We start from the raw sequence: 26,010 nt of genomic DNA, 5'->3' as shown, positions 1-26,010 counted from the left end.
CATGGACGGCGACCGGCGCAAGGTGCTGGGCGACTTCCTCAGGCGCGTGCGCGCGCGCGTGCGCCCGGAAAGCGTAGGTTTGCCCGTAGGCCAGCGCCGGCGTACGCCTGGGCTTCGACGCGAGGAGCTGGCACAGTTGTGCGGCATCAGCGTTACCTGGTACACCTGGATTGAGCAGGGGCGAGACGTATCCGTATCGCCGGGTGTATGGGCAAGACTGGCTTCGGTGCTATCGCTGACACGCGCGGAGCGCGTCTACCTGTTCGAACTGGCCGAATGCGCCGACCCGGAACATGATGAGGATCACGTTGTCCCGCTGCCGGCGCACCTGGCCGACTGCGTGCACAGCATCAGTGCGCCGGCGTACATCCTGGATCGCTGCTGGAACGTCCTCGCCCGCAACGCGCCGCTGCTATCGCTGTTCCAGGGATGGCCGGATCGCGATGCCGAGCCCAATCTGCTGCGGTATATTTTCCTCGATCCGGCGGCGCGCGAGCTGGTGGTCGATTGGGATCAGCGCGCCAGCCGCGTCGTGGCTGAATTCCGCGCCGACGCGGGCGCACATGTGGATGAGCCCGATGTGCACGCCTTGTTGACCGATCTGCGCCAGGGCAGCAATGTGTTCGCGCACTGGTGGACGCGCCATACGGTGGTGGACAGGGCTGGTGGCCTGCGCGAATTCCATCATGTGGGCCAAGGCATATTGCGCTATCAACAGATTACATTCAGGCTGGCTACACGGCCCGACTGCAAGCTGGTCATGCTGCTGGATGCGCCCTAGCGGCGGGCAGGCCGGCAAAACTGAAAAAGCCACCCGCCCTGCGACAGCGGGTGCTTCAGGAAGAACGGCGGGGTTTTATTTGGGCTGGATCTTCGCCGTTGCGATCCATTTTTTCCAGCGCTGCGTATCTTCCCGCACGAACTGGCCGAAGGCCTGGACATCCATGCTTTCTGGCTGCAGGCCGAAGCTGCTCAGGGTATCGTGGGTGGTCTTGTCCTGCGCCGCCTGGGCCAGGTAGTCATTCATCTTTTCCACGATGGGCGCCGGTGTACCGGCGGGAGCCGACAGGCCCAGCCAGCCTTCGACGATGAATCCGGGATAGTCGCTGTCGGTGGTGGGTACGTCGGGCCAGAGCGGATTGCGCTGCGCACCTGTGACGGCAATGGGTTTGAGCGCCTTGTTGGCGATCTGGCCGCGTGCAGTCAGATAATCGACAAATGCGAACTGGATCAGACCGCCACGCAGATCGGTGAGGATGTGCGTAATATTCTTGTAGGACGCTCCCTGGGCGTTTACGCCGGCATACTCCTTGAACAGCTCTGAAGGTACGTGGGAGGAGGAGCTGTAGTAGCCGTAAAACGTATCGTCGGGCTTTTCCTTGGCCAATGCGACCAGGTCGGCCAGCTTGTCGATGCGGCTGTCGGGAGCGACCACAGCCACCGTGCCGAACTTGCCTATCATGCCGACGTTCACGAAATCCTTCACAGGGTCATAGGGCAGCTTTTTGTAGAGGAACTGATTTGCTGACTGGGTCGAGTTGGTGGAAATCAGGAAGGTATGCCCATCTGCCGCGGCATCTTTGACGGCCGCGGTGCCGATGATGCCGCCCGCGCCTGGCTTGTCCTCCACGATGGTGCTTACGCCCGCCTTGTCGCTGAGGAACTTCGCGATGGTGCGCGCCGTCATGTCGGCGGCACCGCCGGGGGAGGACGGGACTATCAATGTAACGGGCTGGGTGCCCGGCCATTCTTGCGCGTGGACGGGCATGGCCAGCAGGCTGCCGGCCAGCAGCAGGGCATTGAGGATGGCCTGGTTTCTGTTTTTCATTTCCTTGTCTCCTGATCGAATGACATTGGCCCGGCAGTCTGTCCGAACAGCGAGCCGTGCCAATCCAACAGCGCGCTCGCGCTCTCCTGCCAGTGTTCCGCATACATCATGCAGTGGGGTTGATGTGCAAGCACGTGGTGTTCAAAGCCCAGAAACCGGGCTATGGCTTCGTCCTGCCCTGGCGGATGCCTGTCGGCGTCGTCCTGGCCTGCTTCAAAACAGACGCCGGGGCAGGCAATGCGTTCTGGATCGACATGCACACTTAATTGGTAGCGCTCATTCAGGATGCGGGCGCTTTCCGCATTCAGCCGTGCGCAAAGGGCGTCGACAGGCGCCTGCGGCGCCAACCCGGCGAAACGGCTGCGGACTTCCGCTGCACCGGGCGGGGGACGCAATCCACCCGCGGGTACGGGCGGCACCATTTGGGCGCCGGGCAAGTTGCCGGGAGGAGAGGGCGCAAGCAGGATGATGGCGGCGGCGTCGATTTCGGAGGCAGCCAGCAGTACGGGCAAAGCCCCCATGCTGTGGCCGACCAGTATCACCCGCCGGGCGATATGCCGGCAGCCTGCCACCAGGCTCTCGGCCAGATCGGCTATGCCCAGATCAGGCCGCATGCCGGCGTGCCGTGCGCCGTGGCCGGGTAGGTCAATCGCGAAGCTTTCCAGCCCATGCTGTGCAAAATAGCCTAGATAATGGCTATAGCACCACGCGCCGTGATAGGCGCCCGGCACGAACAGAAGGGGTGGCCCCGCTGCCGGCGTCGTGCCGGCGCGATAAAGCCGGCATGGGCCCACGTCGGTGGCGTCGTACCGGTCTATGGCACTGAAATCCAGCTGCGGAAGTATTGTTTGCGGCGTGCTCATGCAGATATGGTATGAGCGTAAGGAAAATAAATAAACTTAATAAAATTCATCAAACGATAAAATAAACAAATTCACAGGCACAAAAAGGCCAGAGACGCTATGGGCGAGCAATTCTCGATCAACCATTACCGCTATCTGCTGCTGGTGGCGGAAACAGGCAGCTTTCGCCTTGCCGCCCAGCGCGCCTGCCGGTCGCAGCCCGCCATATCGCTGGCTGTCCGGGATATGGAGGAGAAGCTGGGCCAGCCTTTGTTTGTGCGCGGCTCGCCGGTCGTGCCGACCCGGTTCGGGCAATCGTGTCTGGCGCTTGCGCGCGAGCTGGTCGGTCATGCGGACCAGGTGTCCACCACGCTGGGTAATCTGGCGCGCAGCGACAGCGGTTTTCTCAGCATGGCCAGCGTCCTTTCCGCGGCGGCGCACTGGATGCCCGGACTCATCGAGGCCTATCGTGCCCGATACCCCAATGTGCTGCTGAATATCCACGATGACAATTCGGAAGGCGTGGAAAAAATGCTGCTGCATGGCCAGGTCGAACTGGGCATCGGTAGCGTGGTCAGCGACGATGCGCGATTGTCGTTCGAGCCCTTGTTCGAGGATGCCTTCGGCCTGGTGTGCCATTGCACGCATCCCATGGCTTCGCGGTCCTCGCTGACTTGGTCGGATATCGTGGATCTGCCGCACATCGGCACGGTTGCGCACAGGCAGTTGCAGGGGCACCCCGAAGCGGCATTTCTGCATGACAGGCCCCTGTTCGTGGCGAATATGCTTTCCCTGTTGGCCATGCTTGAGCGCAACATGGGCGTGACGGTGCTGGCACGCCTGGGCCTGCCGCCGGATCGGGACGAACTGGTCTTTGTGCCGCTGAGACAGCCTGTCATCACCCGCTGCCTCGGTTTGCGCACGCTGGCGGCGGCGGTGCTCTCGCCCGCGGCGCTACGGATGAAGGACTTGCTGCCTGCTGAAGTGGCGCGCGCCGCGCCGCACGGGCGGGCGCTTGGGGCCGGCTATTTCCGACCGTGAAGCTGCGCGCCCGCATTGGCGGGCAGACGCATGAACGAAAACACCGATGCGGCGGCGATAAGGCCAATGACGATGAAGCCGGTCATGATGTCCACCAGGTCAAGCGTATCGTTGCCGCGCAGCTTCATGCTCAGGTTTAGGGTGACGGCGGCACAGGCGACGCCCAGGCTGATGCCCAGTTGCTGGGCCATGGCTGAAAAGCTGCTGGCACGGCTCATGGCCTCGGGGCCCAGGTCGGCGTAGGTCAATGTATTGACGGCGGTAAACTGGAGCGAGCGGAAAAAGCCGCCGGCAATCAGCACGGCAACCATCAGCCAGACCGGCGTGTCCGCCCTGAACAGCGCGCAAAGCGCCACGAAGAAGCCGGTCAGAAGGGCATTTACGATCAGAACGCGTCTGAATCCCCAGCGGTTCAATACGCGCGTCGCCACCAGCTTCATGGCCATGGATCCCACGGCGCCGGTAAACGTGATGAGGCCTGCAGAGAAAGGCGATAAGCCAAAACCCACCTGCAGCAGGATGGCCAGGAGAAAGGGTGCGGCCCCAATCGCGAAGCGGCACAAATTGCCGCCCAGCGTGGAAATCGCAAAACTGCGCACGCGCAGCAGCGACAGATCGATGATGGGGTGGTCGATGCGGCGCGCATGCCAGATATACAGTAATCCCGTGATCACGCCTGTGGCGAGCAGCAGCGCCAGCTGGACGGGCGGCAGCGAGCCATGTCCCACCGCCTCGAAACCCGAGACCAGCGTGGCCAGGCTGATGCCGCTGAGCACGAAGCCGAGCCAGTCCATGGGCAGGGGCTCCACGGGGTAGTCGTCGCGAATATAATGCCGTACCAGCGCGATGCCCAGGATGCCGACGGGCACATTGATCAGGAATATCCAGTGCCACGAGGCATAGGTGACCAGGAACCCTCCCACAGGCGGCCCTATCATGGGGCCGAGCAGGGCCGGCAGCGAGAGGAACGCCATGGCCTTGATCAGTTCCGTCTTGGGCACCTTGCGCAGCATGATGATGCGGCCCACAGGCACCATCATGGCGCCGGCCAGGCCCTGAATTACGCGCGACACAACCAGTTGTCCTATGGTTTGCGATGCCGCACAGGCAATGGAGCTGAGCGTGAACAGTAAAATGGCGGCAAGAAATACCTTTCGAGCCCCGAAGCGGTCGGCGGCCCAGCCGCTCACGGGCACAAACACCGCCACGGCCAGCAGATAGCTCGTGATGGCTACATTCATGCGCACCACGGTGGTGTCCAGTGCCTGGGCCATCACGGGCAGTGCGGTGGCAACGACCGTTGAGTCGAGCATTTGCATGAACAGGGCACAGCCTACGATCAGCGGGATCATGCGCACGGAGCGCAACTCCCGTTCGGAGAGCGCCGGAGCGGTAGGCGGAGGCGTCGGGGACGAAGACGGCGAGGCGGGCTGGTGTGGTGGGTTTTCCGGAGGCATCAGGCGGCTGGGGCCCGGGTGAAGTAAACTCGGGCCATGGAAGCTTAACTACGTTTACAAGCAAGCATTATGGCAAAGAATTACGAATCGGAAATCACCCAGTTCCTGAAAAAGTACAAGACTGAACATCCTGATACAGAAACGCGCCAGCGGGAAGGGCGCGGACGCCTGTGGGACAAGTACGTCGATCCCGAGCTGCAGGAGGGTTATCGCGCAGGCCGCGTTGCCCAGAAACCCTACGTTTACCAGACAAACTGACGACCTATGGCAGCGCCCGCCGCCACCGGGAACCTGGACGCCTTGGTTGAGCCGGCCATCGACAGTACCCCCGACGTTGTCGACAGCGTTGCCCTTGCGCGCCTGTACGGCGAGCCACTGTTCTCCATACCGCAGGATCTCTACATCCCACCCGATGCCCTCGAAATCTTTCTCGAAGCGTTCGAGGGGCCGTTAGACCTGCTGCTCTACCTGATCCGCAAGCAGAATTTCAACGTTCTGGACATTCCCATGGCGGAGGTCACGCGGCAGTATCTGTCATATGTGGACCAGATACGGCGCCACAATCTTGAACTGGCGGGTGAGTATCTGCTCATGGCGGCGTTGCTCATCGAGATCAAATCGCGCATGCTGCTGCCGGTGAAGAAAAGTGATACCGGCGAAGAAGTGGACGACCCGCGCGCCGAGCTGGTGCGGCGCCTGCTGGAATACGAGCAGATGAAGCTTGCCGCTCAGAAGCTCGATACGCTGCCGCAACTAGGGCGCGATTTCCACCGCAGCCATGTCTACGCGGAGCTGATCGTCGAGCAACTGGTGCCCGAGGTCAGCGCCGACGACCTGCGCGCGGCCTGGCAGGACATCATGAAGCGCGCCCGGCTCAATGCCCATCACCGCATTACGCGCGAGCAGTTGTCCGTGCGCGACCACATGAGTCAGATACTGCGCCGTCTGAGCGACGTCCGTTTCATGGAGTTCTCCGATCTCTTCATGGAACGCGTCCATGATGGCCAGGGCGCCGCCGTCGTGGTGGTCCACTTTCTGGCCATGCTGGAACTGGCTCGCGAATCGTTGCTGGAAATCACCCAGGCCGAACCCTACGCACCTATCTATGTGCGTTTGTCCTATATTCGGGCTGCCGCCTGAGGGCACCACCGTCCGTTACGGAGACTCCCTTGAAAGTCGTACATACCATCGAAGAATTGCGCGACCAGCTGCGCGGCCAGTTGCGCGTGGCCTTCGTTCCCACCATGGGCAATCTGCATCCGGCCCATCTGGCGCTCATGAAGCTGGCCCGCAAGCACGGAGATCCGGTGGTGGCCAGTATTTTCGTCAATCGGCTGCAATTTGGGCCCAATGAGGATTTCGACAGCTATCCGCGCACATTGGCGCAGGATATCGAGAAGCTCGAGCGTGAACGCGACGTCTATGTACTTTTCGCTCCCAACGAGCGCGAGCTGTACCCCGAGCCGCAGAGCTTCAAGATCGAGCCGCCCACCGACCTGGGCGGCATTCTCGAGGGCGAGTTTCGGCCGTCCTTCTTTACGGGCGTCAGCACCGTGGTACTCAAGCTGTTTTCGTGTGTGCAGCCCAGCGTTGCCGTATTCGGCAAGAAAGACTACCAGCAGCTCATGGTGGTGCGCAATATGTGCCGCCAGTTTCAGTTGCCCGTGCGCATCCTGGCCCACGAAACGGTGCGTGATACCGACGGCCTGGCGCTGTCATCGCGTAACGGCTATTTGTCAGCCACAGAGCGCGCCGAGGCGCCTCGGCTCTATGCCGCGCTGCAGGCTGTACAGAAGGGCATCGCGGCCGGCGGCCCGGACCGCGCGCAGCTTGAGGCCGAGGCCATACGCGGACTGGCGGCCCGCGGCTGGGAGGTTGACTATGTGTCGATACGGCGCCAGCGCGATCTGGGCATTCCCTCAGACGAAGAGTTCCGGGGCGCCGAACCGCTGGTTGTGCTGGCTGCCGCAAAGCTGGGGCGCACCCGCCTCATAGACAATCTCGAGATCTGTCAGCCCTGACAGCAGACCCCGCCCTCTGTCTGTGACAACATGCCGATGTCGCCCGTCTCATAGGCGGGACGGGCGCCCGCAATCGTTGTTCAACAGGAGGCTTCATGCATAAAACCGATGCGATACACACGCCGCCATGCGCTCGCCTGACGCCGCGCGAACGCGACGTCATGAATCATATTGCCCGTGGCGAACTCAATAAAACCATTGCCGCCGCCTTGGGCGTGTCTCAGCGTACTGTCGAGGCGCATCGTGCGCGGGTGTTCCAGAAACTGCAGGTGCGCAACGCCGTTCAGCTTGTGCGGCGGATACTGCAGCAGGGCGGCCCTGCGTAGGTACGCCATCCCTGTCGCGCCGGCCCTCGGGCCGGCGTATTGCATTTGACCGCCAGAAATGCCGCCTCTCCGCCTTCACCGGACAGGCTGGCAGGCGGAATATCCGCTGCCAGTCGCATTTGGCTGCCAACGGCGAAGCCGCGTTGCCACATCGCCAGGGCGCTTATTGGGTCTTGCCGCAATCAAGCGGCGCCTTCGCCGACAGCTCGTCGATGGGGTCAACGTCGGCCTGCCGTGTGAGGCGGTATTCAAGCTTGGGCCGAATATTGTTCAGCATGTTGACGCGCAGGATATTGTCGGTGACGAAGGTGAAGTCGGCCTTGTTCTGCTTGCTGCCGGTCTGGAGCAAGATGCGGGCGGGCTGCATGCCGATTGCTTCCCAGCATCCTTGCTCAAGCAGGTCAGGCTGCTGCCCGCTACCGCCCAGATAGTGTGTGCGCGCGCGCCATTCTCCGGTGGGCGCCAGTGTGAGCGTAATGCGCGAGGCCGCGCACTCTGTGCTGCTGCCGATGAGGCAGGGTACCGTGCCCAGGAAAGTACGTGGCTGCGAGAGAGGGCGCAGCGCTGCCTGGGCCTGCGCCTGAGGGCTGGGTGTATTGCCTTCGCCTGGTTTTTTCGCGTTTTCGCCGAAACCGAGCTGAATCTGCGACGGTGCGATGGCGTCGTGGCGGCCCTGTGCCTGATGACGTGCATCGGATTCCGTATTGTCGCGCTGCATGCTGTAATAGTTCGGCTCCCGGTGTTGGGCACAGCCGGCCAGAAGCAGTGCAGCAACCGCCATGGCAGGCAGTGATCGGAAAAAGCGAGGGAATGAATCGGAGCGTTGCATGACGTTATCCGTTGCGGCTGATGTGTGAACTGGCATTCTACCGTTTGCGTGCTCCTGTTTATAGCCCCGTGGCATTCCCCATTGTTGTCGCCCAGGCCCGCCCTTGATGTAAATTCAGTTATTTGGATTCCAGGGCGGAAAATATGTACAAGATAGGCCTGACAGGCGGAATAGGTTCGGGCAAGAGCAAGGTTGCCGATATGCTTGCCGAATGGGGTGCATCGGTGGTCGACACCGACGTCATCGCGCATGAGCTTACCGCGCCGGGGGGCGCGGCCATCGAGCCCATACGTCAGCAGTTCGGCCCCGATGTCATTGCGCCGACCGGTGCGCTTGACCGGCAGGCCATGCGCGAATTGGTATTCGACAGTCCGGAGGCGCGCATCAAGCTTGAAACCATCCTGCATCCTATGATAGGTTTACTTACACAAAAGCGGGCGGAATCGGCAGACGGATGCTATCTTGTCTTCGTTGTTCCTCTTTTGGTCGAATCGGGGCGCTGGCGCGACCGGGTGGATCGCATCTGTGTGGTTGACTGCGATCCCGAGACGCAGATAAGACGGGTGCGCCAGCGCAGCGGGCTGACGCCAGAGGCTATTGCGCGTATCATGTCTGCACAGGCTACGCGGGAAGCGCGGCTGGCGGCAGCCGACGACATCGTCCTCAACGATGGGCGCACCAGTCTTGACGACCTTGTTCACCGCGTCCGTAGCCTGCACGATGCGTGGTGCGCCCAGGCTCGGCGGGCGGACTGAGCGCCGTATACATTAAAAAGGTTTTTGGTCGCGTGATTCTCTATGAATATCCATGCAATGAACGTGTGCGGGCCCTACTGAGGGTCGAGCACCTGTTCGACCGCCTGTTTTTCTTTGCCAAGACTGCCGAAGTCCATCATCATCAGATAGCCGTCGCCACTTTGTTCGATCTGCTCGACATCAGCGAGCGCACTGACCTGCGCGGCGCCGTGCTGCAGGACCTCGAGCGCCAGCGGGCAGCCTTGGCGGCCCTACGCGAACATCCCGGTGTTGAGGCGCGCACAGTGGATACCATGCTGGCGGAGATCCAGTCTGTGGCCGCCGAGCTGGGCGCGCAGGGCCGCATTGGCCAGGAGCTGCGCGACAACGAATGGCTGGCCAGCCTGCGCGGTCGCTTGGCGGTGCCGGGCGGTTCTTCCCAAGTGGACATGCCTTCGTATTATTCCTGGCAGATACGGCCGGCCGAAGAGCGCACAGCCGACCTGCATCGCTGGATTACGCCCTTCCTGCCTCTGTACAAAGGCTTGGCGCTCATCCTTCGCGTCTTGCGCGATTCGGGCGACGTGGCCGATGTTGCGGCGCGTGAGGGCGCCTACCAGGAAATGCTGGGCGGCAAGATATTCCAGCTTTTGCGGGTCTGGGTTGACGAGGCGCATAACATTTTCCCCGAAATGAGCGCCAACAAATATGTCATCTGGGTGCGCTTCGCGACGCAAGACAGAGAGCTCAAGCCCCAGCCAGTCACCACGGATGTCGCATTCAGGCTGGCCCGCTGCAATCTTTAGGGCCTGATCTAGGGCGCCCCCCGTCTTGAAATGCGTGCCATCATCATTTCTACCCGTTTCGGAATGCCGATAGTTGTTGCGCATCATTTCAATTTGACAACATGCGCTACCGGTTCCTGCGCAATCGGCGAAAATGACGCCTATTCTCAGACTATCGGAGCCTTCCTGCATGCTGGAACCCGGGCTAGAACATCAACAAAAACGTCGACGCCGTTGGCCGTGGCTGCTCGCCGCGCTGATATTGATAGCAGGCGGTTATTGGCTGGCCACCCGCCAGCCCGCCGGGACGGCCGGCGGCGATAATCCTTTCTCCCGCCGGGGCATGCTCGGTGCACCGGTACCGGTCAAGGTCGCCAGCGTTGAACAGGGCAAGATCGATTTTGTTTTGAAGGCCGTGGGCACGGTGACTGCCTACAACACCGTTGTCGTGCGCAGTCAGGTTGACGGAGAACTGGTGGAGGTTGCGTTCGACGAGGGCCAGAAGGTGGCAAAGGGTGATTTGCTTGCCCGCGTCGATCCCCGCAGCTATCAGATTGCGTTGGATCAGGCGCAAGGCACCCTGCAGCAGCATCAGGCGGAATTGCGCAACGCCCGGCGCGACCTGCAGCGCTATCAGCAGCTGTTCAAGCAGAATTCCATTGCGCGCCAGCAGGTGGACACTCAGTCTTCGCTGGTGCAGCAGTTGCAGGGCGCCGTGGTCAGCGACAAGGCTGCGGTTGACAATGCTGAGCTTCAGCTGAGCTACACTCGCATCACTGCGCCGATTTCGGGGCGCCTTGGGCTGCGGGCGGTAGATGTGGGCAATATCATCAACGCCTCCAGCACCGATGGCGTGGTGACGATCACCCAGATCCAGCCTATTTCGGTGCTGTTCTCGCTGCCGCAGGCGCAATTACCCCAGGTTGCGGAAAAAATGCGGCAGGGCGTGCCCCTGCAGGTCGCGCTGTACGACAGTGCGGACCTGAAGCAGATCGCAACGGGCCGGCTCGAGTCCATCGACAACCAGATCAATGTTGACACGGGCACTGTGCGGCTCAAGGCGCGCTTCGACAACGAGGACGAGTTGCTGTTTCCGAACGCCTTCGTGAATGTGCATCTGCGTGTCGATACGCTGGAAGCCCTGCTCGTGCCCACCGCGGCCATCCAGCAAGGCAGCATTGGCGCATTTGTCTATGTCGTGGACGATTCCAACAAGGTGCACCTCCAGGCGATAGAAACCGGCCATGTCGAGAATGGCCGCAGTAGTGTGGTGTCGGGACTGAAGCAGGGCCAACGGGTTGTCGTGGAAGGGGTGGACCGCCTGCGGGAGGGTGCGACGGTCGAAGTTGCGGCAGCCGGCGATGATTCGCCATCCGCCCCGCCTGGCGCTTCCTCGGCCGGTCCGGCACAAAGCGGCGGCGCAGGTTCCCGGGCGGACAGCGGGCCGGACCGGGCGGGGCAGGAGCAGCCGTCCCGCAAAGGCGGAACGGCTCAAGGCAGCCGCAAGCCAGACCAAGGCTGATCCGTGAATCTTTCGCGCCTCTTCATCCTGCGCCCGGTGGCCACGACGCTGGCGATGATTGCGCTGCTGGCGTCAGGCCTGTTGGCTTATCGCATGCTGCCCGTGGCTGCTCTGCCGCAGGTGGATTACCCCACCATACAAGTGTCCACGCTATATCCAGGGGCGAGCCCCGAGGTCATGACGGCGCTGGTCACTTCCCCGCTGGAACGGCAGTTCGGACAGATGCCGGGGCTTACGCAGATGACCTCCACCAGCTCTGGCGGCGCATCGCTGATCACGCTGCAGTTTGATCTGGATCTGTCCATGGGCGTGGCGGAGCAGGAAGTGCAGGCTGCAATCAATGCTGCATCCAATCTCCTGCCCAACGACCTGCCGGCGCCGCCCGTCTATAACAAGGTCAACCCGGCAGACACACCGGTCATTACGCTGGCCGTGACCTCTCCCACGCTGCCCCTGCATGAAGTGAGGGACCTGATCGACGTGCGTGTGGCGCAGAAGTTGTCGCAGATCACCGGCGTGGGGCTGGTCACCGTGGCGGGCGGACAACGACCCGCTGTCCGGATACAGGCCAATCCGCAGGCGCTGGCGGCGCACGGCCTGACGCTGGCGGACCTGCGCACCGCCATTACCGGTGCAAACGTGAACCAGCCCAAGGGCAACCTGGACGGTGCGCAGCGGTCCACCACCATCAACGCCAATGATCAACTGCGTTCGCGCCAGGATTATGAGAACCTGATCATTGCCTACGAGAACGGGGCCCCGCTGCGCCTGCGGGATGTCGCCCAGGCGCGCGAGGACGCGGAGAATATCCGTCAGGCGGCCTGGGTGGGCGAGACGCCGGCCATCCTGCTGAACATCCAGCGCCAGCCGGGCGCGAATGTGATTGACGTGGTCGATCGCGTCAAGATCTTGCTGCCGTCGCTGCGCGATGCGCTCCCTGTCGGGGTGGATGTGCAGGTGGCCAGCGACCGCACGCAGACAATACGTGATTCGGTCAGCCATGTGCAACGCGAGATGCTCATGGCAATCGTGCTGGTGGTGCTGGTGACTTTCATCTTTCTGCGCAGTTGGACCGCCACGCTGATTCCGAGTGTCGTGGTGCCGCTGTCGTTGGTGGGCACGTTCGGAATCATGTATCTGATGGGCTTCAGCATCAACAACCTGACGCTCATGGCCTTGACCATTGCCACGGGCTTTGTGGTCGACGACGCCATCGTCATGATCGAGAACATTGCCCGCTATATCGAGCGGGGGGACGCGCCGCTCAAGGCCGCGTTGAAGGGGGTGCAGCAGATCGGCTTCACGCTGGTTTCCCTGACGCTGTCGCTCATTGCCGTACTGATTCCGCTTTTGTTCATGAGCGATGTCATCGGCCGACTGTTTCGCGAATTCGCCGTTACACTGGCGGTCGCCATTCTGCTGTCGTTGCTGATTTCCCTGACATTGACTCCCATGATGTGCGCGCGCCTGCTGCGACCTGAATCCGAATCGCGGCCAGGGCGTTTCCAGCGCATGTCGGCGCACTGGATGGACAGCCTGCTGGGTCGTTACGACCAGGGCTTGGGCTGGGTGCTGAGGCATCAGCCGCTGACATTGCTGGTGGCGGCGGGCACGCTGGTACTGACTGTGGTGCTGTATATGGTGGTGGCCAAGGGGTTCTTTCCCCAGCAAGATACCGGGCTTATCCAGGCCATAAGTCAGGGGCCGCAAACGGTATCGTTTTCCGCCATGAGCAAACGGCAGGCGGCTGCTGTCGATGTGATCATGCAGGACCCGGACGTGGCTGCGGTCACGTCCTTTATCGGCATCGATGGAAACAATGCAACCCTCAATACGGGTCGCATGCAGATCGCGCTCAAGCCCATTGCGGATCGCGGCGCCACCGCGCATCAGATCATCGATCGGCTGGACGAGCGCCTGGCCGGCCTACCGGACATCCAGATATTCATGCAGCCGGTGCAGGACCTCACTGTGGATGACCGCATTTCTCGCGCCCAATATCAGATGACGCTGTCGGATCCGGACAGCACTGTGCTTTCGGCATGGGCGCCAAGGCTGATCGACCGGCTGCGGACGCTGCCCGAGCTGGCGCAGGTGGTGGGTAATCTGCAGGACCGTGGCCTACAAACCACCTTGATCATAGACCGCGACAAGGCAGCGCGCCTGGGCGTTACCAACGCCCGTATTGATGATGCGCTTTACGATGCTTTTGGCCAGCGCCTTATTTCCACGATCTTTACGCAATCGGCGCAGTATCGGGTGGTGCTTGAGGTTGCACCCCAGTTCAGACAAAGTCCGCAGGCGCTTGATAATATCTACGTGTCCACGACTTCGGGGACGCCGGTGCCGATCAGTAGCCTGGCCCGCATCGAACAGCAGAGCACGCGCCTGGCAATAGAGCGATTGGGGCAATTTCCAGCCACGACGATTTCATTCAATCTGGCACCGGGCGTGGCGCTTTCCGATGCGACGCAGGCCATACGCTCGGCCCAGGCGCAGCTGGGTATGCCTGCCTCGCTGGATCTGCGCTTCCAGGGAGCGGCGCGCGCCTTCACTTTGTCGCTGTCGAGCACGCTGTGGCTGATGCTGGCCGCAGTGGCCACCATGTATATTGTGCTGGGCATTCTGTATGAAAGCTACATTCATCCCATCACCATTCTGTCCACACTGCCTTCGGCTGCCATAGGCGCGCTGCTGGCGCTGCTGTTGACCGGTTCGGAACTGGACATGATCGGGGTGATAGGCATTATTCTGCTGATCGGCATCGTGAAGAAGAATGCGATCATGATGATAGATTTCGCCCTTGATGCCGAGCGAACGCGTGGCCTTGCCCCTCAGAAGGCTATCCACGAGGCGGCGCTGCTGCGTTTTCGGCCCATTCTCATGACGACGCTGGCAGCGCTTTTCAGCGCTTTGCCGCTGATGTTCGCGACGGGGTCGGGCGCGGAGATGCGCCAGCCCCTGGGGCTGGTCATGGTGGGCGGGCTGTTGTGCAGCCAGATACTCACGCTTTTCACTACGCCGGTCATCTACCTGATGTTCGACCGGCTGGCGCGGCGCACGCCCCTGCGCACGCCGCCGCAGCCCGCTGACGACAGGGCAGCCTGATGCGGTTCTTCAACCAGTTCATTGTCCGGCCGGTGGCGACCTCGCTGCTGTGTCTGGCCATGGTCGTGGCTGGCAGCCTGGCACTGGTGTTTTTGCCTGTGTCGCCATTGCCGCAAATCGATTTTCCCGTGATCTCGGTGTCGGCCAGCATACCAGGTGCGAGCCCTGAAACCATGGCATCGAGCGTGGCGACGCCCCTGGAGCAGTCTCTGGGCGCCATTGCGGGCATCAGCGAGATGAGCTCGCGCAGCAGGGAAGGCAATACCCGCATTTCTCTCATCTTCGACCTTGACCGCGATGTAAACAGTGCAGCGCGTGACGTGCAGGCTGCCATCAACGCCGCCCGCGCCATGCTGCCGTCCAGCCTGAGGAACCCGCCCACGTACCACAAGTTCAATCCGTCGTCGGCCCCCGTGATGATACTGGCGCTGACATCCGAGACGGCAACCCAGGGCCAGCTCTATGATCTGGCCGACACGGTGCTGGCCCAGAAACTGTCCCAGGTGGTCGGTGTCGGTGAGGTCGAGGTGGGCGGCAGCTCCCTGCCTGCAGTGCGCGTCAGCCTCAACCCACACGCCTTGAATGCAGCTGGGATTGCGCTGGACGACGTGCGTGCGGCCTTGTCCAATGCCAATACCATGAGGCCGAATGGCGTGGTTGAGAATGACCGCTACAACTGGCAGCTGAATGCGGGCGGGCAATTGACGCGCGCGGCCGATTACCGGCCGTTGATTGTTGCCTGGCGCAATGGCGCGGCTGTGCGGCTGCGTGACGTCGCGCGCGTGGAGGATTCGGTCGAGAACGAGTTCAACGTCGGGTTCTTCAATGACCGGGAGGCTGTACTGCTGCTGGTGCGGCGGCAGGCCAATGCCAATATCATCGAAACGGTGGATGCCATAAGGGCGCAGTTACCCGCCTTCCAGGCCATGCTTCCTGCTCACGTCAATCTCACGGTGGCGCAGGATCGCAGTCCGAGCATAAGGGCCTCGCTGCATGAAGCGGAAATCACGCTGCTGATTGCGGTGGCGCTGGTGGTGATGGTTGTGCTCATCTTTCTACGCAATCTGCGGGCCGCACTGATACCGGCGATTGCCGTGCCAGCGTCGCTGGTCACCACTTTCAGCTTCATGCTGTGGTTCGGGTTTACGCTTAACACCGTGTCGTTGACGGCGCTGATCGTGGCCACCGGTTTTGTCGTTGATGATGCGATCGTGGTGCTTGAAAACATCATGCGCCACATTGAGCGGGGTGCGTCTCCCATGCGCGCCGCCATGCGGGGTGTGCGCGAAGTGGGCTTCACGGTACTTGCCATGAGCCTGTCCCTTATTGCTGTATTCATTCCCATGCTTCTCATGGGGGGCATGATGGGGCGCATGTTCAAGGAGTTTGCCGTCACGCTTTCAGTATCCGTCCTGGTTTCACTGCTGATTTCGGTGACGGTTACACCCATGATGTCGGCCAGGCTGCTCAGAGGCAAGCGTGACGGTGCGGGCGAACCGGCGCCGGCAAAATACCGCCGCACACGGGCCCGGTTGATGGCCAGTACCGCGGGGCGTGGCCTGAACGCATGCTGGCGCGCTGTGCGGGGACTGGCGTGGGCAATCGGCGGTGCATTTCATAAGTTGGGGAATGTGTTTTGGCGTGGCTACCGCCGCTCGCTACGCTGGGCGCTGCTGCACGGGCGGCTGATGATGCTGGTGCTGGCGGCCACGGTCGGCCTGAATCTCTATCTCTATGCTGTGGTGCCCAAAGGCTTTCTGCCGCAGCAGGATACCGGCCAGCTGCTGGGCTTTTTCCGCGTGGATCAGGGCACGTCTTTCCATGCCATGAAACCCAAGCTTGACCATTTTCGCGACCTGCTGCTGCAGGATCCCGCTGTGGAAAGCGTGGCGGGTTTTGCGGGTGGCCGCGGCGGCAGCAATTCATCCTTCCTCATGATACAGCTCAAGCCGCTGACGGAGCGCGATGCAAGTGCCATGGACGTTGTCAATCGCATGCGTCTCAAGTTCAGCGGTGTGCCAGGTGCGCGCCTGACTCTGGTGCCGCAGCAGGATATCTTCGTGGGCGGGCGTCAGGGCGGCAGCGCCACATACGACTACAGCATTCTGGGTGGCGACCTGGCTGTCATCAAGGCCTGGCTGCCGCGCGTCCAGCGCGCCATGGCCGGTTTGCCCGAGCTTGTCGACGTGGACACCAACGTCGAGGACAAAGGCCAGCGCATCGAACTGGTCATTGATCGGGATGCGGCAACACGGTTGGGTGTGGACATGTCCTTGATAGCATCGACATTGAACAATTCATTCAGCATGCGGCAGGTCTCAGTGATTTATGGCGCCCTGAACCAATACCATGTGGTGATGGGCGTGGACGCGCCCTATGCACAGGACGTGGCGTCGTTGAAGCGCGTGGAGGTTGTCACGTCGGATGGCAACCGCATTCCGCTTTCCGCGTTCACGCGTTTCGAAATGGGCAGTGCGCCGCTCAGTGTGGAACACGAGGGCCTGCTTGCCGCCGAGTCGGTATCCTTCAGCCTGGCGCCCGGCGTGACGCTGGATCAGGCTACACGGGCCATAGATCAGGCGATGGCGCGCATCGGGTTGCCCAGCGATCAGTTGCAGGCTGGGCTGCTGGGATCGGGCAGGGAGATGCTTCGGTCCATGGGACAGATGCCCATGCTGATATTGGCGGCACTCGTCACCATGTATATCGTGCTGGGCATCCTCTATGAAAGCTATGTGCATCCCGTCACGATTCTCTCCACGCTGCCGTCGGCTGGTGTGGGCGCCCTGATGGCCCTGCTGCTGGTCGGCGAGCCATTTACGCTCATTGCATTGATCGGCGTGTTTTTGCTTATAGGCATCGTGAAGAAAAATGCCATCATGATGGTGGATTTTGCCTTGCTGGCCGAACGCAAGCAGGGGCTGTCGTCCCGTGAGGCCATCTACCAGGCCTGCCTTGTGCGCTTCCGGCCTATCATGATGACGACGATTTCGGCGATGCTCGGTGCATTGCCGCTGGTGCTGGCCTCGGGAGCTGGCGTGGAGATGCGCCGGCCACTGGGGCTCACCATTGTTGGAGGCCTGTTGATCAGCCAGATACTGACGCTGTATACCACGCCTGTGGTGTATCTGTACCTGGACCGCTTCCGGCTCTGGGCGCGTCGTCGTCAGACAGGCCATATGACAGCGGGAGAGCAGGCGGGCACATCATGATGTGGAGTCATGGATTGAACAAAACATACAGAGACCGGATCATGTATAGAAGAGCAGGACGAGGCATGCTTGCCGCCTGTCTGCCGGTGCTGGCTGTGCTTGCCGGCTGTGCGGTGGGGCCCGATTATCATCGTCCTGCGATCGATGTCGGTGCTGCCTACAAAGAGGCGCCGGCCATTGATGGCCGATCCAAAGGCGCAAACGCGGGCTGGGTGCCGGCACGGCCCGCGGATGCTGCGCTGCGCAGCGACTGGTGGGCGCTATACGGTGATCCGGTGCTCGACGGTCTGATGGCGCGGCTGAACGCCGGGAACCTGAATATCGCCGAAGCGCAGGCGCAATACAGACAGTCTCAGGCACTGCTCAAGTCGGCACGCTCCAGCCTGTTTCCCACCGTGGGCGCCTCGGCATCGGTGACAAGATCCGGCGCCGGCAGCGGAAGCGCATCATCGGACATACGGCAGTACACACTGTCGGGCGATGTCAGCTGGGAAGTGGATCTCTGGGGCAGGGTAAGACGTTCGGTCGAAGCCAGCCGCGCGGGCGTGCAGGCAAGCGCGGCGGACATGGCCAACGTCCGTCTGAGCATGCAGTCCACGCTGGCCCAGAGCTATTTCAGCCTGCGCATTGCTGATGCTGAGCGCCGTCTCATGGCCCAGACAGTGGAAGCCTATACACGTTCGCTGCGCACAACGCAGAACCGCTACGATGCAGGCATGGCGGCCCAGGCTGACGTTGCGGTATCGCGCACCCAGCTGGAGAATGCCAAGGCCGATCTGCTTGCGCTTGAATGGCAGCGCGCGCAGCTTGAACATGCGATTGCCGTATTGATGGGGCAGGCGCCATCCAGTTTCGATCTGGCACAAACCACATCGCTGGCCGCCGTTCCGCCAATTCCAGCGGGCGTGCCTGCCCAACTGCTGCAGCGTCGTCCCGACGTGGCGGCTGCCGAGCGACGCACCGCCGAGGCCAATGCGCAGATAGGTGTGGCGCAGTCGGCCTGGTTTCCCGATCTAACCCTGAATGCCCAGGGAGGGTTTCGCAGCGGCGAATGGGTCCAGTGGCTTACGGCGCCTGCCCGTTTCTGGTCGCTCGGTCCCGCGCTGGCGATGACCCTGTTCGATGGCGGAGCCCGCGCGGCACAGGTGGAGAGTGCCCGTGCGGCCTACGATGCGCAGGCCGCGTCCTATCGCCAGACTGTGCTGACCGCATTGCGCGAAGTGGAAGACTATCTTGTGCAGCTGTATGTCATGGCACAAGAGCAACTTGCCCAGAACAACGCACTGGCCGCCGCGCGTGAGTCGCTGCGTCTGACGCGCAACCAGTATGATGCCGGGATCATTGATTATCTGAGCCTGGTGCAGGTGGAGACCACGGCGCTGAATGCGGAGCGCAGTGCGCTGTCGCTGCAGGCCGACAGACTGATCGCAAGCGTCCAGCTGATTGCCGCACTGGGCGGCGGATGGGATGACAGCGCGCTGGAGGCTGCGCAGCGCTGAACACGGCGTTCTGAAGATCGCCAGACCGTACGCCGGTCAGCGGCCGCTCAGAAGACCCCGTATGCCGGCGATGCCGTGAGCGCTGTGGCGCCTCGCCTCGCCTAGGTCGGCTGAGGACAGGCCGCCTATGGCAAATACAGGTAATCCAGCCCTCGCTGCCCGCCTGGCGAACTCGTCCCACCCCATGCCGGCTGCGCCGGGGTGCGAGGGTGTTTCGCGCACATGGCCCAGCACCACGAAATCGGCGCTCAAGAGCCGGGCCGCCCGCATATCGGCCTCGTCATGTACCGACACGCCGATCAGCCCGGTGCCTGGTTCGCCATGCGACGCATCGCTGGAAGCCGCGCTTTCTTGCAGAATCACGGCCTGCTGCCGCGCATCGATGGCCCGATAGTGCACGCCATCGGCCTCATGCCGCCATGCTGCCGGATGCGTACTGTTGACCAGGCAGCGGGCGCCATGCGCATGGCAAAGCGCCACGACCTGGCGCAAGGCGCTATGCAGGGTGGTTGCATCCATGTCGGTGTCCCGCTCCCTGAACTGCACCAGGCGCACACCGCTGGCCAAGGCGCCAGCCAGCTTGTCCAGCCATGCGGGCAAGTTGTGGGCGCTGCCTATTTGCGTGACCAGATAGCGGTCAGGAAGCTGTATCCAGCGCAGCGGCGGAAGCGTGGCCGGCAGCAGGGGGCCGATGGGCATGGGAGCCTGCGGATCGACCCAGGCCAGCGCCTGGCCTTCCGCGCCGCGCGGCGTTCCGTCCCACTCTGTGACGCGGCAGAAGGCCAGCCTGACGATGGTCTTGGGATATTCGTGTGTATAGGTCACCCAAGGTGTGGCGCAGGTTACGTCGATGTCCAGTTCTTCCTTGAGCTCGCGGCCCAGCGCCTGCAGCGGCGTTTCGCCGGACTCGATCTTGCCCCCGGGCAGTTCCCACCATCCCGACCATGGCTTGCCCTCCGGCCGCTGTGCGAGCAGCAGTTTTCCATCGCGGCATAGAACCAGGCCCGCGGCCACGTCCACAAAGGGCTTGTCTGCCGTTGCCAGCGGCTTGGCATCAGATTGTTGAGGCGCGGGCCTAGACATGGCGTGCCGCCCAGTCGCGCGCGAACTGGCGGGCAACGCGGCCTGACCGTGAGCCGCGTTCGAGCGCCCACTGTAATGCCTCGGTGCGCGATGCCTCGATATCGGACGGGGCACAGCCCAGTTCCCCGAGCCAATAGTAGACAATGTCGAGGTAGTCGTCCTGCTTGAACGGATAGAACGACAGCCAGATGCCGAACCGCTCGGAAAGAGATATTTTTTCCTCGACGGTTTCTCCCGGATGGATTTCCCCGTCGCTCTGATGCTGCGCGGCCAGATTTTCGCTCATGTACTCAGGCATGAGGTGGCGCCGGTTGGATGTGGCGTAGATAAGCACGTTGTCCTCGGATGCGCTGACGGAGCCGTCGAGCACGGATTTGAGGGCTTTGTAGCCCGCCTCGCCTTCCTCGAAGGACAGATCGTCGCAGAACACAATGTAGCGTTCGGGTCGCTGTGCGACAAGGGTGATGATATCGCTTAAGTCACCCATGTCGGACTTGTCGACCTCGATGAGCCGCAGTCCCTGGTCGCCATAGGCCGCCAGCATGGCCTTGACCAGCGAGCTTTTGCCCGTTCCACGCGCGCCGGTCATGAGCACATTGTTGGCCGGTTTGCCGGAAATGAAATGCCGTGTGTTGCGGTCGATGATTTCTTTCTGCCGCTCGATATGCTGCAGATCGTCCGTGTGTATATGGGACAGATTGCGCACCGGCTCAAGCCAGCCGCGGGTTCCGCGCTTGCGCCATCGATAGGCCAGGGCGGACCAATCGCTTTCGGGCGGAGCCGGCGGCAGCCATGCTTCCAGCTGGGTCAGAACACGTTCGGCACGGCTGATGAGCGTGCCAAGGTCGTAGGACGTCAAGAGAGTCTCCAGGATGCGTCTTGGGCAGGCGAAACCTGCATTATCGCCAATTTGTCAGGCTTTATCAGCGCGGTGGCCTGCCTGTCCATCTATCAGGTGGGCGCGGTCACGTATAATCCAGCCTTGATCAGGTCGAATGGCCGCAGCGATCGCACCTATTTATAGACCGGACCTTGTTTTGAGTCTCACAGCGTTAATTTCCCCCATTGCGTCCGACATGAAGGCCGTGGATGCCGTCATCCGTGGGCGGTTGGATTCCGATGTCGTATTGATCCGCACCATAGGCGACTATATCGTTGGCGCGGGCGGCAAGCGCATGCGGCCCGCCATGGTGCTGCTGGTAGCCCAGGCACTTGGATACGAAGGCAGCAAGCATCATCTGCTGGCAGCGGTTGTCGAGTTCATCCACACGGCGACATTGCTGCACGACGATGTGGTAGACGAGTCCGATATGCGCCGGGGTCGCAGTACCGCCAACGCCATGTTCGGCAATGCCGCCAGTGTGCTTGTAGGCGATTACCTTTATTCCCGTTCTTTCGAGATGATGGTCGAATCGGGTTCCATGCCTGCCATGTCGGTGCTGTCGGCAGCCACGACGGTCATCGCCGAGGGCGAGGTGCTTCAACTGCTCAATGTGCATGATCCGGACGTATCGCTTGATCGCTATCTGCAGGTGGTGCGGTACAAGACGGCCAAGCTGTTCGAGGCTGCCGCGCATGTCGGCGCCATCGTTGCCGAGGCGGCGCCGGGTTTGCAGGAAGCCGCCGCCACTTATGGACGTCATCTGGGTACCGCGTTCCAGCTTGTCGACGACGTGCTCGACTACAGCGGGAGCACTGAAGTACTGGGCAAAAGCGTTGGCGATGATTTGCGCGAAGGCAAGCCAACCATGCCGCTTATACGCGTCATGGAGGTGGGCAGCCCGGCGCAGCGGCAGCTCATCCAGGATGCCATCCGCCACGGTGAGGCCGATTTCACGGCGGTTGCGCGTGCCATTCAGGAAACCGATGCCCTGGCCTATACGCGCAAGGCCGCCGAAGCGGAAGCCGAGCTTGCCCGGCAGGCGCTGGCTGGCTTCCCGGTTTCCGTGTATCGGGAAATTTTGCTAAAATTCTGTTCCTTTGCAGTCGATAGAGATCGTTGAAGGTAAAAATTCCCGTGCTGCCAGCCGATGCCGGTCATTGGGCGCAGGCAGCAAGCCAGAAGTAATCGGGGCGTAGCTCAGCCTGGTAGAGTACTGCGTTCGGGACGCAGGAGTCGCATGTTCGAATCATGTCGCCCCGACCAGTTTTTCGGATCAATACCCTTGTTTTACAAGGGTATTTTTTCGTCTGCTCTTCGGCGGCTCTTTCCCGTTATCGGGGCCTTTCCTCATGTCTGGGTTCGCGGCCGCTTCTGCAGGCTTGTCTGGCCACGAAGGCGATAACGGCATCCGTGCTATACATGCCATTTATTCCTGCTTCGCGCTGCCGTTCCTACTACACATGAACGCTTCCCCTGCGGCCATTGCCGACCGTGACGCCCGCAACGCTGCCGTCGCGCTGGGCCTTGCCTTGCCGGTGGACGTGCTGCTTTACCTGCTGCTCCCCATGTATCACGATCTGTTCGGGGTCACCCTGGCGCAGGCCGGGATTCTGCTGGCCGCCAATCGGCTCGTGCGTATCATGGGTTACGGTTGGGTGGCGCGCCGCTATGCCCGGTACGGCGACAGGCCTGCCTGCCTATGGGCGGTTGGTTCGGCGGCCGTCTGCGGGGTCGGGTTTGCCACATTGTCCGGGTTCTGGCTCCTGCTTCCACTGCGGCTGCTCTGGGGGCTGGCCTTCGCCGCGCTCAATCTGTCTACCCAGGCATTGGGGACCATACTGCCCGAGGGGGCATCGCGCCGGTATGGCCGCTCGCGCGCGTACATTGCTCTCGGCCCGGTTGTAGCGCTGCCGCTGGGAGCCGTCATGACGCAGTTGTGGGGGCCGCGCGCCATCTTCTTCCTGGCTGCGGGAGCCGCCCTGTTGGGGCTGCTCGCCGCGCGTATTCTCCCGGCCACGCCACATGAGCAGCCCGCCGCCCGACGTGGCCTGCGATTGCCCAACAGTCTGGATATCTGGTCCTTTCTCGAAGGTCTTACCCTGGACGGACTGTTCATCGTGGGGCTGTCCTATCTTGGCAAAGACGCGCTTCCAGGCGGCGCCGTGGTGGTTGCAGGCAGCCTGCTTGCTGTGCGCTATCTGGGGGAAATTGTCCTGAGCCCCGTGGGGGGACGGATGGCTGACAGGGCGGGGCCGGAGCGCGTACTGGTCGCGCTCTCGCTGCTCACCGCGCTGGCCCTGACAGGCTTCGGCCTTGGTTGGCTATGGACGTGTTCGGCCATCATTGTGGTGCTGCGCGCCCTGCAACTGCCGCTGGTGGCGCCCATTGTGGCGCGGCGCACACCGGGACCGGGGCGTGTACAGGCACTGGCCGCACGGGCCATCTGGCGCGACATTGGCGCTGGTTTCGGGCCCATGATGGCGGGGCTGCTGCTGCCGCTTGTTTCTGCGCCGTGGCTCTATGGCGTGCCGGCCGTACTGCTGGGATGGGCGGCCATAGCCTGCGCCAGGGCGCGCTAACGCTACATAAGGTGATAAGCCGCCCTGGGGCCGTGTCAGCCGCGCCCGATGAACGGCATCTTGGTTGCCATGACGGTCATGAACTGGACATTGGCTTCCAGCGGCAGGCTGGCCATGTACAGAAAGGCCTTTGCCACATGTTGGACGTCCATTCGCGGTTCAGGGCGCGTCGAGCCATCAGCCTGCGGCACGCCGCGGCTCATGATGCTGGTCATATCGCTGGCAGCATTGCCGATGTCGATCTGCCCGCAGGCAATGTCGTACTTACGCCCATCGAGGGAGGTCTGTTTGGTCAGACCCGTAATGGCGTGTTTCGTAGCGGTATACGACACGGCGTTGGGTCGCGGCGCATGCGCCGAAATCGACCCATTGTTGATAATGCGGCCGCCACGCGGATTCTGATCGCGCATCAGCCGGAAGGCACCCTGTGTGCACAGAAAGGCGCCGGTGAGATTGATGTCCACTGCCCGTTGCCATTCTTCGAATTCCAGCTCTTCCAGGGAAACCGAATGTGCAAAAACCCCGGCGTTGTTGAAGAGCAGGTCGAGCCGGCCGTATTGCCGGCGGATTGCGTCGAACAGAGCGTCCACGGCCTGACGGTCGCTTACATCGGTCGGCACCACCAGCGCTTCGCCGCCCAGTTCGCGCCCTGCCTGGGCGACCTGCTCCAGCGGCTCGGGGCGCCGTCCAGCCAGCGCCACCGCATAGCCTTCACCCATGAGGGCCAGCGCGATGGCCTTGCCTATCCCTGATCCCGCGCCGGTGACCAGCGCAATCCTGCGTGTTTCCATTGTCTTGCCTCTTTGTTGCGTTGAAAGCCGGCTTCAAGCGCCGGTGGGTGTATTGATGTCAGCATCCAGTTCCAGGCTGTATCCCATGCCGCGCAGGGTGGCGATCTGCACCGGCGTGCCTGCGAGCTTCTTGCGCAAGCGATGGATCAGCACTTCAACAGCCTCCAGGTTGATGTCCTGTTCGTCGGAGCTGATGCGATCAAGGATTTGCGGCTTGGAGACCGGCTCGCCGCTTTTCTGGATCAGCACCTTCAGAACCGCATACTCGCGCGGGGAAAGCGGCAGGGCCTGCCCGCCGAATGTAAAGCGCTGCGCGGCGGTGTCCAGCACCAGTTCGCCCAGCGCCAGGCGTGGATGATCGCGCCCGCGGCTGCGTCGTATCAGTGCGATCAGGCGCGCCTCCAGTTCCTCGATGACGAAAGGTTTGCGAAGAAAATCATCTGCGCCCTGATGCAGGGTGTCGATGCGCTCGGCCAGCGAGTCGCGTGCGGTCAGAACCAGCACCGGGGTTCGGTCGTCCCGCGCCCGCAGGCGCGTGAGAAAGGCGTGCCCGTCCATGCCCGGCAGGCCAAGGTCCAGCACCACTGCGTCGAACTCCTCCACCGCCATGCGGCGTTCGGCCAGCTCGGCATCATCCGCCCAGTCGGCGATGAAGCCGCCATGGCGCGCCAGGCTGCGGGTCAGCCAGCGCGCCAGTTCGCTTTCATCCTCGACAAGAAGTATGCGCATTGTGTATCCATTTCACTTTACGCAGGAAGTTTAGCCCGCATTCCGCTGCGGTGGCCAACTGGCGCCCGAGGCTGCGCGGCAGTCCGCCCAAGGGCGCAAAAAAACGCGGCACGAATGCCGCGTTGTGAAACACGCCCGCGGGCCCGGGGCCCTTGAGGCGTGCAGGTCCATTCTTAGTGATCGGATACGCCCACGGCCTTGCAATCACGTGCAAGCACCGTTGCCGCGCCTGCGGGCTGGCCAGCTGCCACGGCCGCCTGCGCGTTCGGATTGGCCGCCATATCCTGCGTGAGCATGGTTCCATTGGCTTGGCCAGCCGTGTCATAAGCGAACTTGTCCGTCGTCCAGGTATATCCGTTGCCGCGGAAGGTGTTGCCCACCATGTCCGAATTGCTGGTGGTCGAACGCGTCAGGTTATAGACCTGGTTGCCGAAGATGACCTTGGCCGACATGGCTTCCTGGCCCTGGAAAGTATATTGTGCGCTCAAAGGCTGACCGTTGCCGCTGCCGCACTGGTACTCGACGGTTTTTTGCGCCAGGTCGTTGGGATTGTGCGGGGTGCCGCACGCAGCCAGCCCCGCGCACAATGTAATACCAAGCGCTGCTTTGATGTGACGGTTCATGGATACTCCTAAAGATAGTTCCAGGCCCACAGGGGCCTGCTCCTGCAAATTTTTATATCATCCACCACACCTCGTCTTGTAAGCGCAGGTGTCAATTTGGCGCGCGCTGCGACGATAT

The 26,010-nt window shown here is 62.1% G+C and carries 23 protein-coding genes and 1 tRNA gene; 15 read left to right on the top strand and 9 right to left on the bottom strand.

Annotation, left to right across the window (positions count from 1 at the left end; translation table 11 throughout):
• The first annotated feature begins 1 nt into the window (after position 1).
• Positions 2-781 carry a helix-turn-helix transcriptional regulator gene (locus ERD78_RS10560; RefSeq protein ID WP_129969267.1) on the top strand — a complete coding sequence of 260 codons (780 nt, stop codon included), beginning with the start codon at positions 2-4 and terminating at the stop codon, positions 779-781.
• 75 nt (positions 782-856) lie between these two features.
• On the opposite strand, the gene ERD78_RS10555 is transcribed toward ERD78_RS10560, so the two are convergent.
• The gene (locus ERD78_RS10555; RefSeq protein ID WP_129969266.1) at positions 857-1,828 is read right to left on the bottom strand and encodes a Bug family tripartite tricarboxylate transporter substrate binding protein; all 972 of its coding nucleotides are present in this window, start codon (positions 1,826-1,828) and stop codon (positions 857-859) included.
• Entirely contained in the window at positions 1,825-2,691 is an 867-nt protein-coding gene (locus ERD78_RS10550; RefSeq protein WP_129969265.1) for an alpha/beta hydrolase, read from the bottom strand. The genes ERD78_RS10555 and ERD78_RS10550 overlap by 4 nt, the downstream gene beginning before the upstream one ends.
• A 99-nt stretch (positions 2,692-2,790) precedes the next feature.
• On the opposite strand from ERD78_RS10550, the gene ERD78_RS10545 reads away from it, so the two are divergent.
• Positions 2,791-3,711, top strand: a complete 921-nt coding sequence (locus tag ERD78_RS10545; protein ID WP_129969264.1) for a LysR family transcriptional regulator — start codon at positions 2,791-2,793, stop codon at positions 3,709-3,711.
• On the opposite strand, the gene ERD78_RS10540 is transcribed toward ERD78_RS10545, so the two are convergent.
• Positions 3,696-5,063, bottom strand: a complete 1,368-nt coding sequence (locus ERD78_RS10540) for a DHA2 family efflux MFS transporter permease subunit (RefSeq protein WP_129969263.1) — start codon at positions 5,061-5,063, stop codon at positions 3,696-3,698. The genes ERD78_RS10545 and ERD78_RS10540 overlap by 16 nt on opposite strands.
• A 174-nt stretch (positions 5,064-5,237) precedes the next feature.
• Here ERD78_RS10540 and ERD78_RS10535 point away from each other — a divergent pair, with 174 nt between their 5' ends.
• The 4 genes from ERD78_RS10535 to ERD78_RS10520 all read left to right on the top strand — a co-directional run bounded on the left by ERD78_RS10535 (position 5,238) and on the right by ERD78_RS10520 (position 7,515).
• Positions 5,238-5,426 carry a DUF3460 family protein gene (locus ERD78_RS10535; RefSeq protein WP_129969262.1) on the top strand — a complete coding sequence of 63 codons (189 nt, stop codon included), beginning with the start codon at positions 5,238-5,240 and terminating at the stop codon, positions 5,424-5,426.
• A 6-nt stretch (positions 5,427-5,432) separates the two neighbouring features.
• Positions 5,433-6,308, top strand: coding sequence for a segregation and condensation protein A (locus ERD78_RS10530; RefSeq protein WP_129969261.1), 876 nt, complete (start codon positions 5,433-5,435; stop codon positions 6,306-6,308).
• A 29-nt stretch (positions 6,309-6,337) separates the two neighbouring features.
• On the top strand, positions 6,338-7,189 hold the full coding sequence (gene panC, locus ERD78_RS10525) for a pantoate--beta-alanine ligase (RefSeq protein ID WP_129969260.1): 852 nt from the start codon (positions 6,338-6,340) through the stop codon (positions 7,187-7,189).
• A 95-nt stretch (positions 7,190-7,284) separates the two neighbouring features.
• Positions 7,285-7,515: a response regulator transcription factor gene (locus ERD78_RS10520; RefSeq protein ID WP_129969259.1), complete on the top strand. Its 231-nt coding sequence runs from the start codon at positions 7,285-7,287 to the stop codon at positions 7,513-7,515.
• Between the two features lie 163 nt (positions 7,516-7,678).
• Here ERD78_RS10520 and ERD78_RS10515 read toward each other — a convergent pair whose 3' ends face one another.
• Positions 7,679-8,344, bottom strand: a complete 666-nt coding sequence (locus ERD78_RS10515) for a hypothetical protein (RefSeq protein WP_129969258.1) — start codon at positions 8,342-8,344, stop codon at positions 7,679-7,681.
• Between the two features lie 143 nt (positions 8,345-8,487).
• Between ERD78_RS10515 and coaE the strand changes: the two genes are divergently transcribed.
• The 6 genes from coaE to ERD78_RS10485 all read left to right on the top strand — a co-directional run bounded on the left by coaE (position 8,488) and on the right by ERD78_RS10485 (position 19,204).
• Positions 8,488-9,099, top strand: a complete 612-nt coding sequence (gene coaE, locus ERD78_RS10510; RefSeq protein WP_129969257.1) for a dephospho-CoA kinase — start codon at positions 8,488-8,490, stop codon at positions 9,097-9,099.
• A gap of 32 nt (positions 9,100-9,131) precedes the next feature.
• The gene (zapD, locus tag ERD78_RS10505) at positions 9,132-9,884 is read left to right on the top strand and encodes a cell division protein ZapD (RefSeq protein WP_129969256.1); all 753 of its coding nucleotides are present in this window, start codon (positions 9,132-9,134) and stop codon (positions 9,882-9,884) included.
• A 169-nt stretch (positions 9,885-10,053) separates the two neighbouring features.
• Positions 10,054-11,385 carry an MdtA/MuxA family multidrug efflux RND transporter periplasmic adaptor subunit gene (locus ERD78_RS10500; RefSeq protein ID WP_129969255.1) on the top strand — a complete coding sequence of 444 codons (1,332 nt, stop codon included), beginning with the start codon at positions 10,054-10,056 and terminating at the stop codon, positions 11,383-11,385.
• A gap of 3 nt (positions 11,386-11,388) precedes the next feature.
• Positions 11,389-14,493 carry a multidrug efflux RND transporter permease subunit gene (locus ERD78_RS10495; RefSeq protein ID WP_129969254.1) on the top strand — a complete coding sequence of 1,035 codons (3,105 nt, stop codon included), beginning with the start codon at positions 11,389-11,391 and terminating at the stop codon, positions 14,491-14,493.
• A complete protein-coding gene (locus ERD78_RS10490) occupies positions 14,493-17,705 on the top strand; it encodes an efflux RND transporter permease subunit (protein ID WP_129969253.1) in 3,213 nt (1,070 codons plus the stop codon). Before ERD78_RS10495 ends, ERD78_RS10490 begins: the two co-directional genes overlap by 1 nt.
• A 41-nt stretch (positions 17,706-17,746) precedes the next feature.
• A complete protein-coding gene (locus ERD78_RS10485; protein WP_129969252.1) occupies positions 17,747-19,204 on the top strand; it encodes an efflux transporter outer membrane subunit in 1,458 nt (485 codons plus the stop codon).
• Between the two features lie 36 nt (positions 19,205-19,240).
• Here the strand turns inward: ERD78_RS10485 and ERD78_RS10480 are convergent, their stop codons facing one another.
• Both ERD78_RS10480 and ERD78_RS10475 read right to left on the bottom strand, forming a co-directional pair.
• On the bottom strand, positions 19,241-20,287 hold the full coding sequence (locus ERD78_RS10480) for a Nudix family hydrolase (protein ID WP_129969251.1): 1,047 nt from the start codon (positions 20,285-20,287) through the stop codon (positions 19,241-19,243).
• Positions 20,280-21,146 carry an ATP-binding protein gene (locus ERD78_RS10475; RefSeq protein WP_129969250.1) on the bottom strand — a complete coding sequence of 289 codons (867 nt, stop codon included), beginning with the start codon at positions 21,144-21,146 and terminating at the stop codon, positions 20,280-20,282. The genes ERD78_RS10480 and ERD78_RS10475 overlap by 8 nt, the downstream gene beginning before the upstream one ends.
• A gap of 178 nt (positions 21,147-21,324) precedes the next feature.
• Here ERD78_RS10475 and ERD78_RS10470 point away from each other — a divergent pair, with 178 nt between their 5' ends.
• From ERD78_RS10470 to ERD78_RS10460, 3 genes are all read left to right on the top strand, one after another.
• Positions 21,325-22,290, top strand: coding sequence for a polyprenyl synthetase family protein (locus tag ERD78_RS10470; RefSeq protein WP_129969249.1), 966 nt, complete (start codon positions 21,325-21,327; stop codon positions 22,288-22,290).
• Positions 22,291-22,356: 66 nt separating this feature from the next.
• Positions 22,357-22,433 (top strand) — tRNA-Pro (locus ERD78_RS10465).
• A gap of 197 nt (positions 22,434-22,630) precedes the next feature.
• Positions 22,631-23,749, top strand: a complete 1,119-nt coding sequence (locus ERD78_RS10460; protein ID WP_129969248.1) for an MFS transporter — start codon at positions 22,631-22,633, stop codon at positions 23,747-23,749.
• Positions 23,750-23,784: 35 nt separating this feature from the next.
• Here ERD78_RS10460 and ERD78_RS10455 read toward each other — a convergent pair whose 3' ends face one another.
• The 3 genes from ERD78_RS10455 to ERD78_RS10445 form a co-directional block, all read right to left on the bottom strand.
• Positions 23,785-24,540, bottom strand: a complete 756-nt coding sequence (locus ERD78_RS10455) for an SDR family oxidoreductase (protein ID WP_129969247.1) — start codon at positions 24,538-24,540, stop codon at positions 23,785-23,787.
• Between the two features lie 33 nt (positions 24,541-24,573).
• Entirely contained in the window at positions 24,574-25,269 is a 696-nt protein-coding gene (locus ERD78_RS10450) for a response regulator (RefSeq protein ID WP_129969246.1), read from the bottom strand.
• Positions 25,270-25,442: 173 nt separating this feature from the next.
• Positions 25,443-25,892, bottom strand: coding sequence for a hypothetical protein (locus ERD78_RS10445; RefSeq protein WP_129969245.1), 450 nt, complete (start codon positions 25,890-25,892; stop codon positions 25,443-25,445).
• Positions 25,893-26,010 lie beyond the last annotated feature (118 nt).

The sequence above is a fragment of the Allopusillimonas soli genome (genome assembly GCF_004153445.1).
Classification (GTDB): Bacteria; Pseudomonadota; Gammaproteobacteria; order Burkholderiales; family Burkholderiaceae_B; genus Allopusillimonas; species Allopusillimonas soli.
This window is presented reverse-complemented; position numbering and strand designations above follow the sequence as displayed.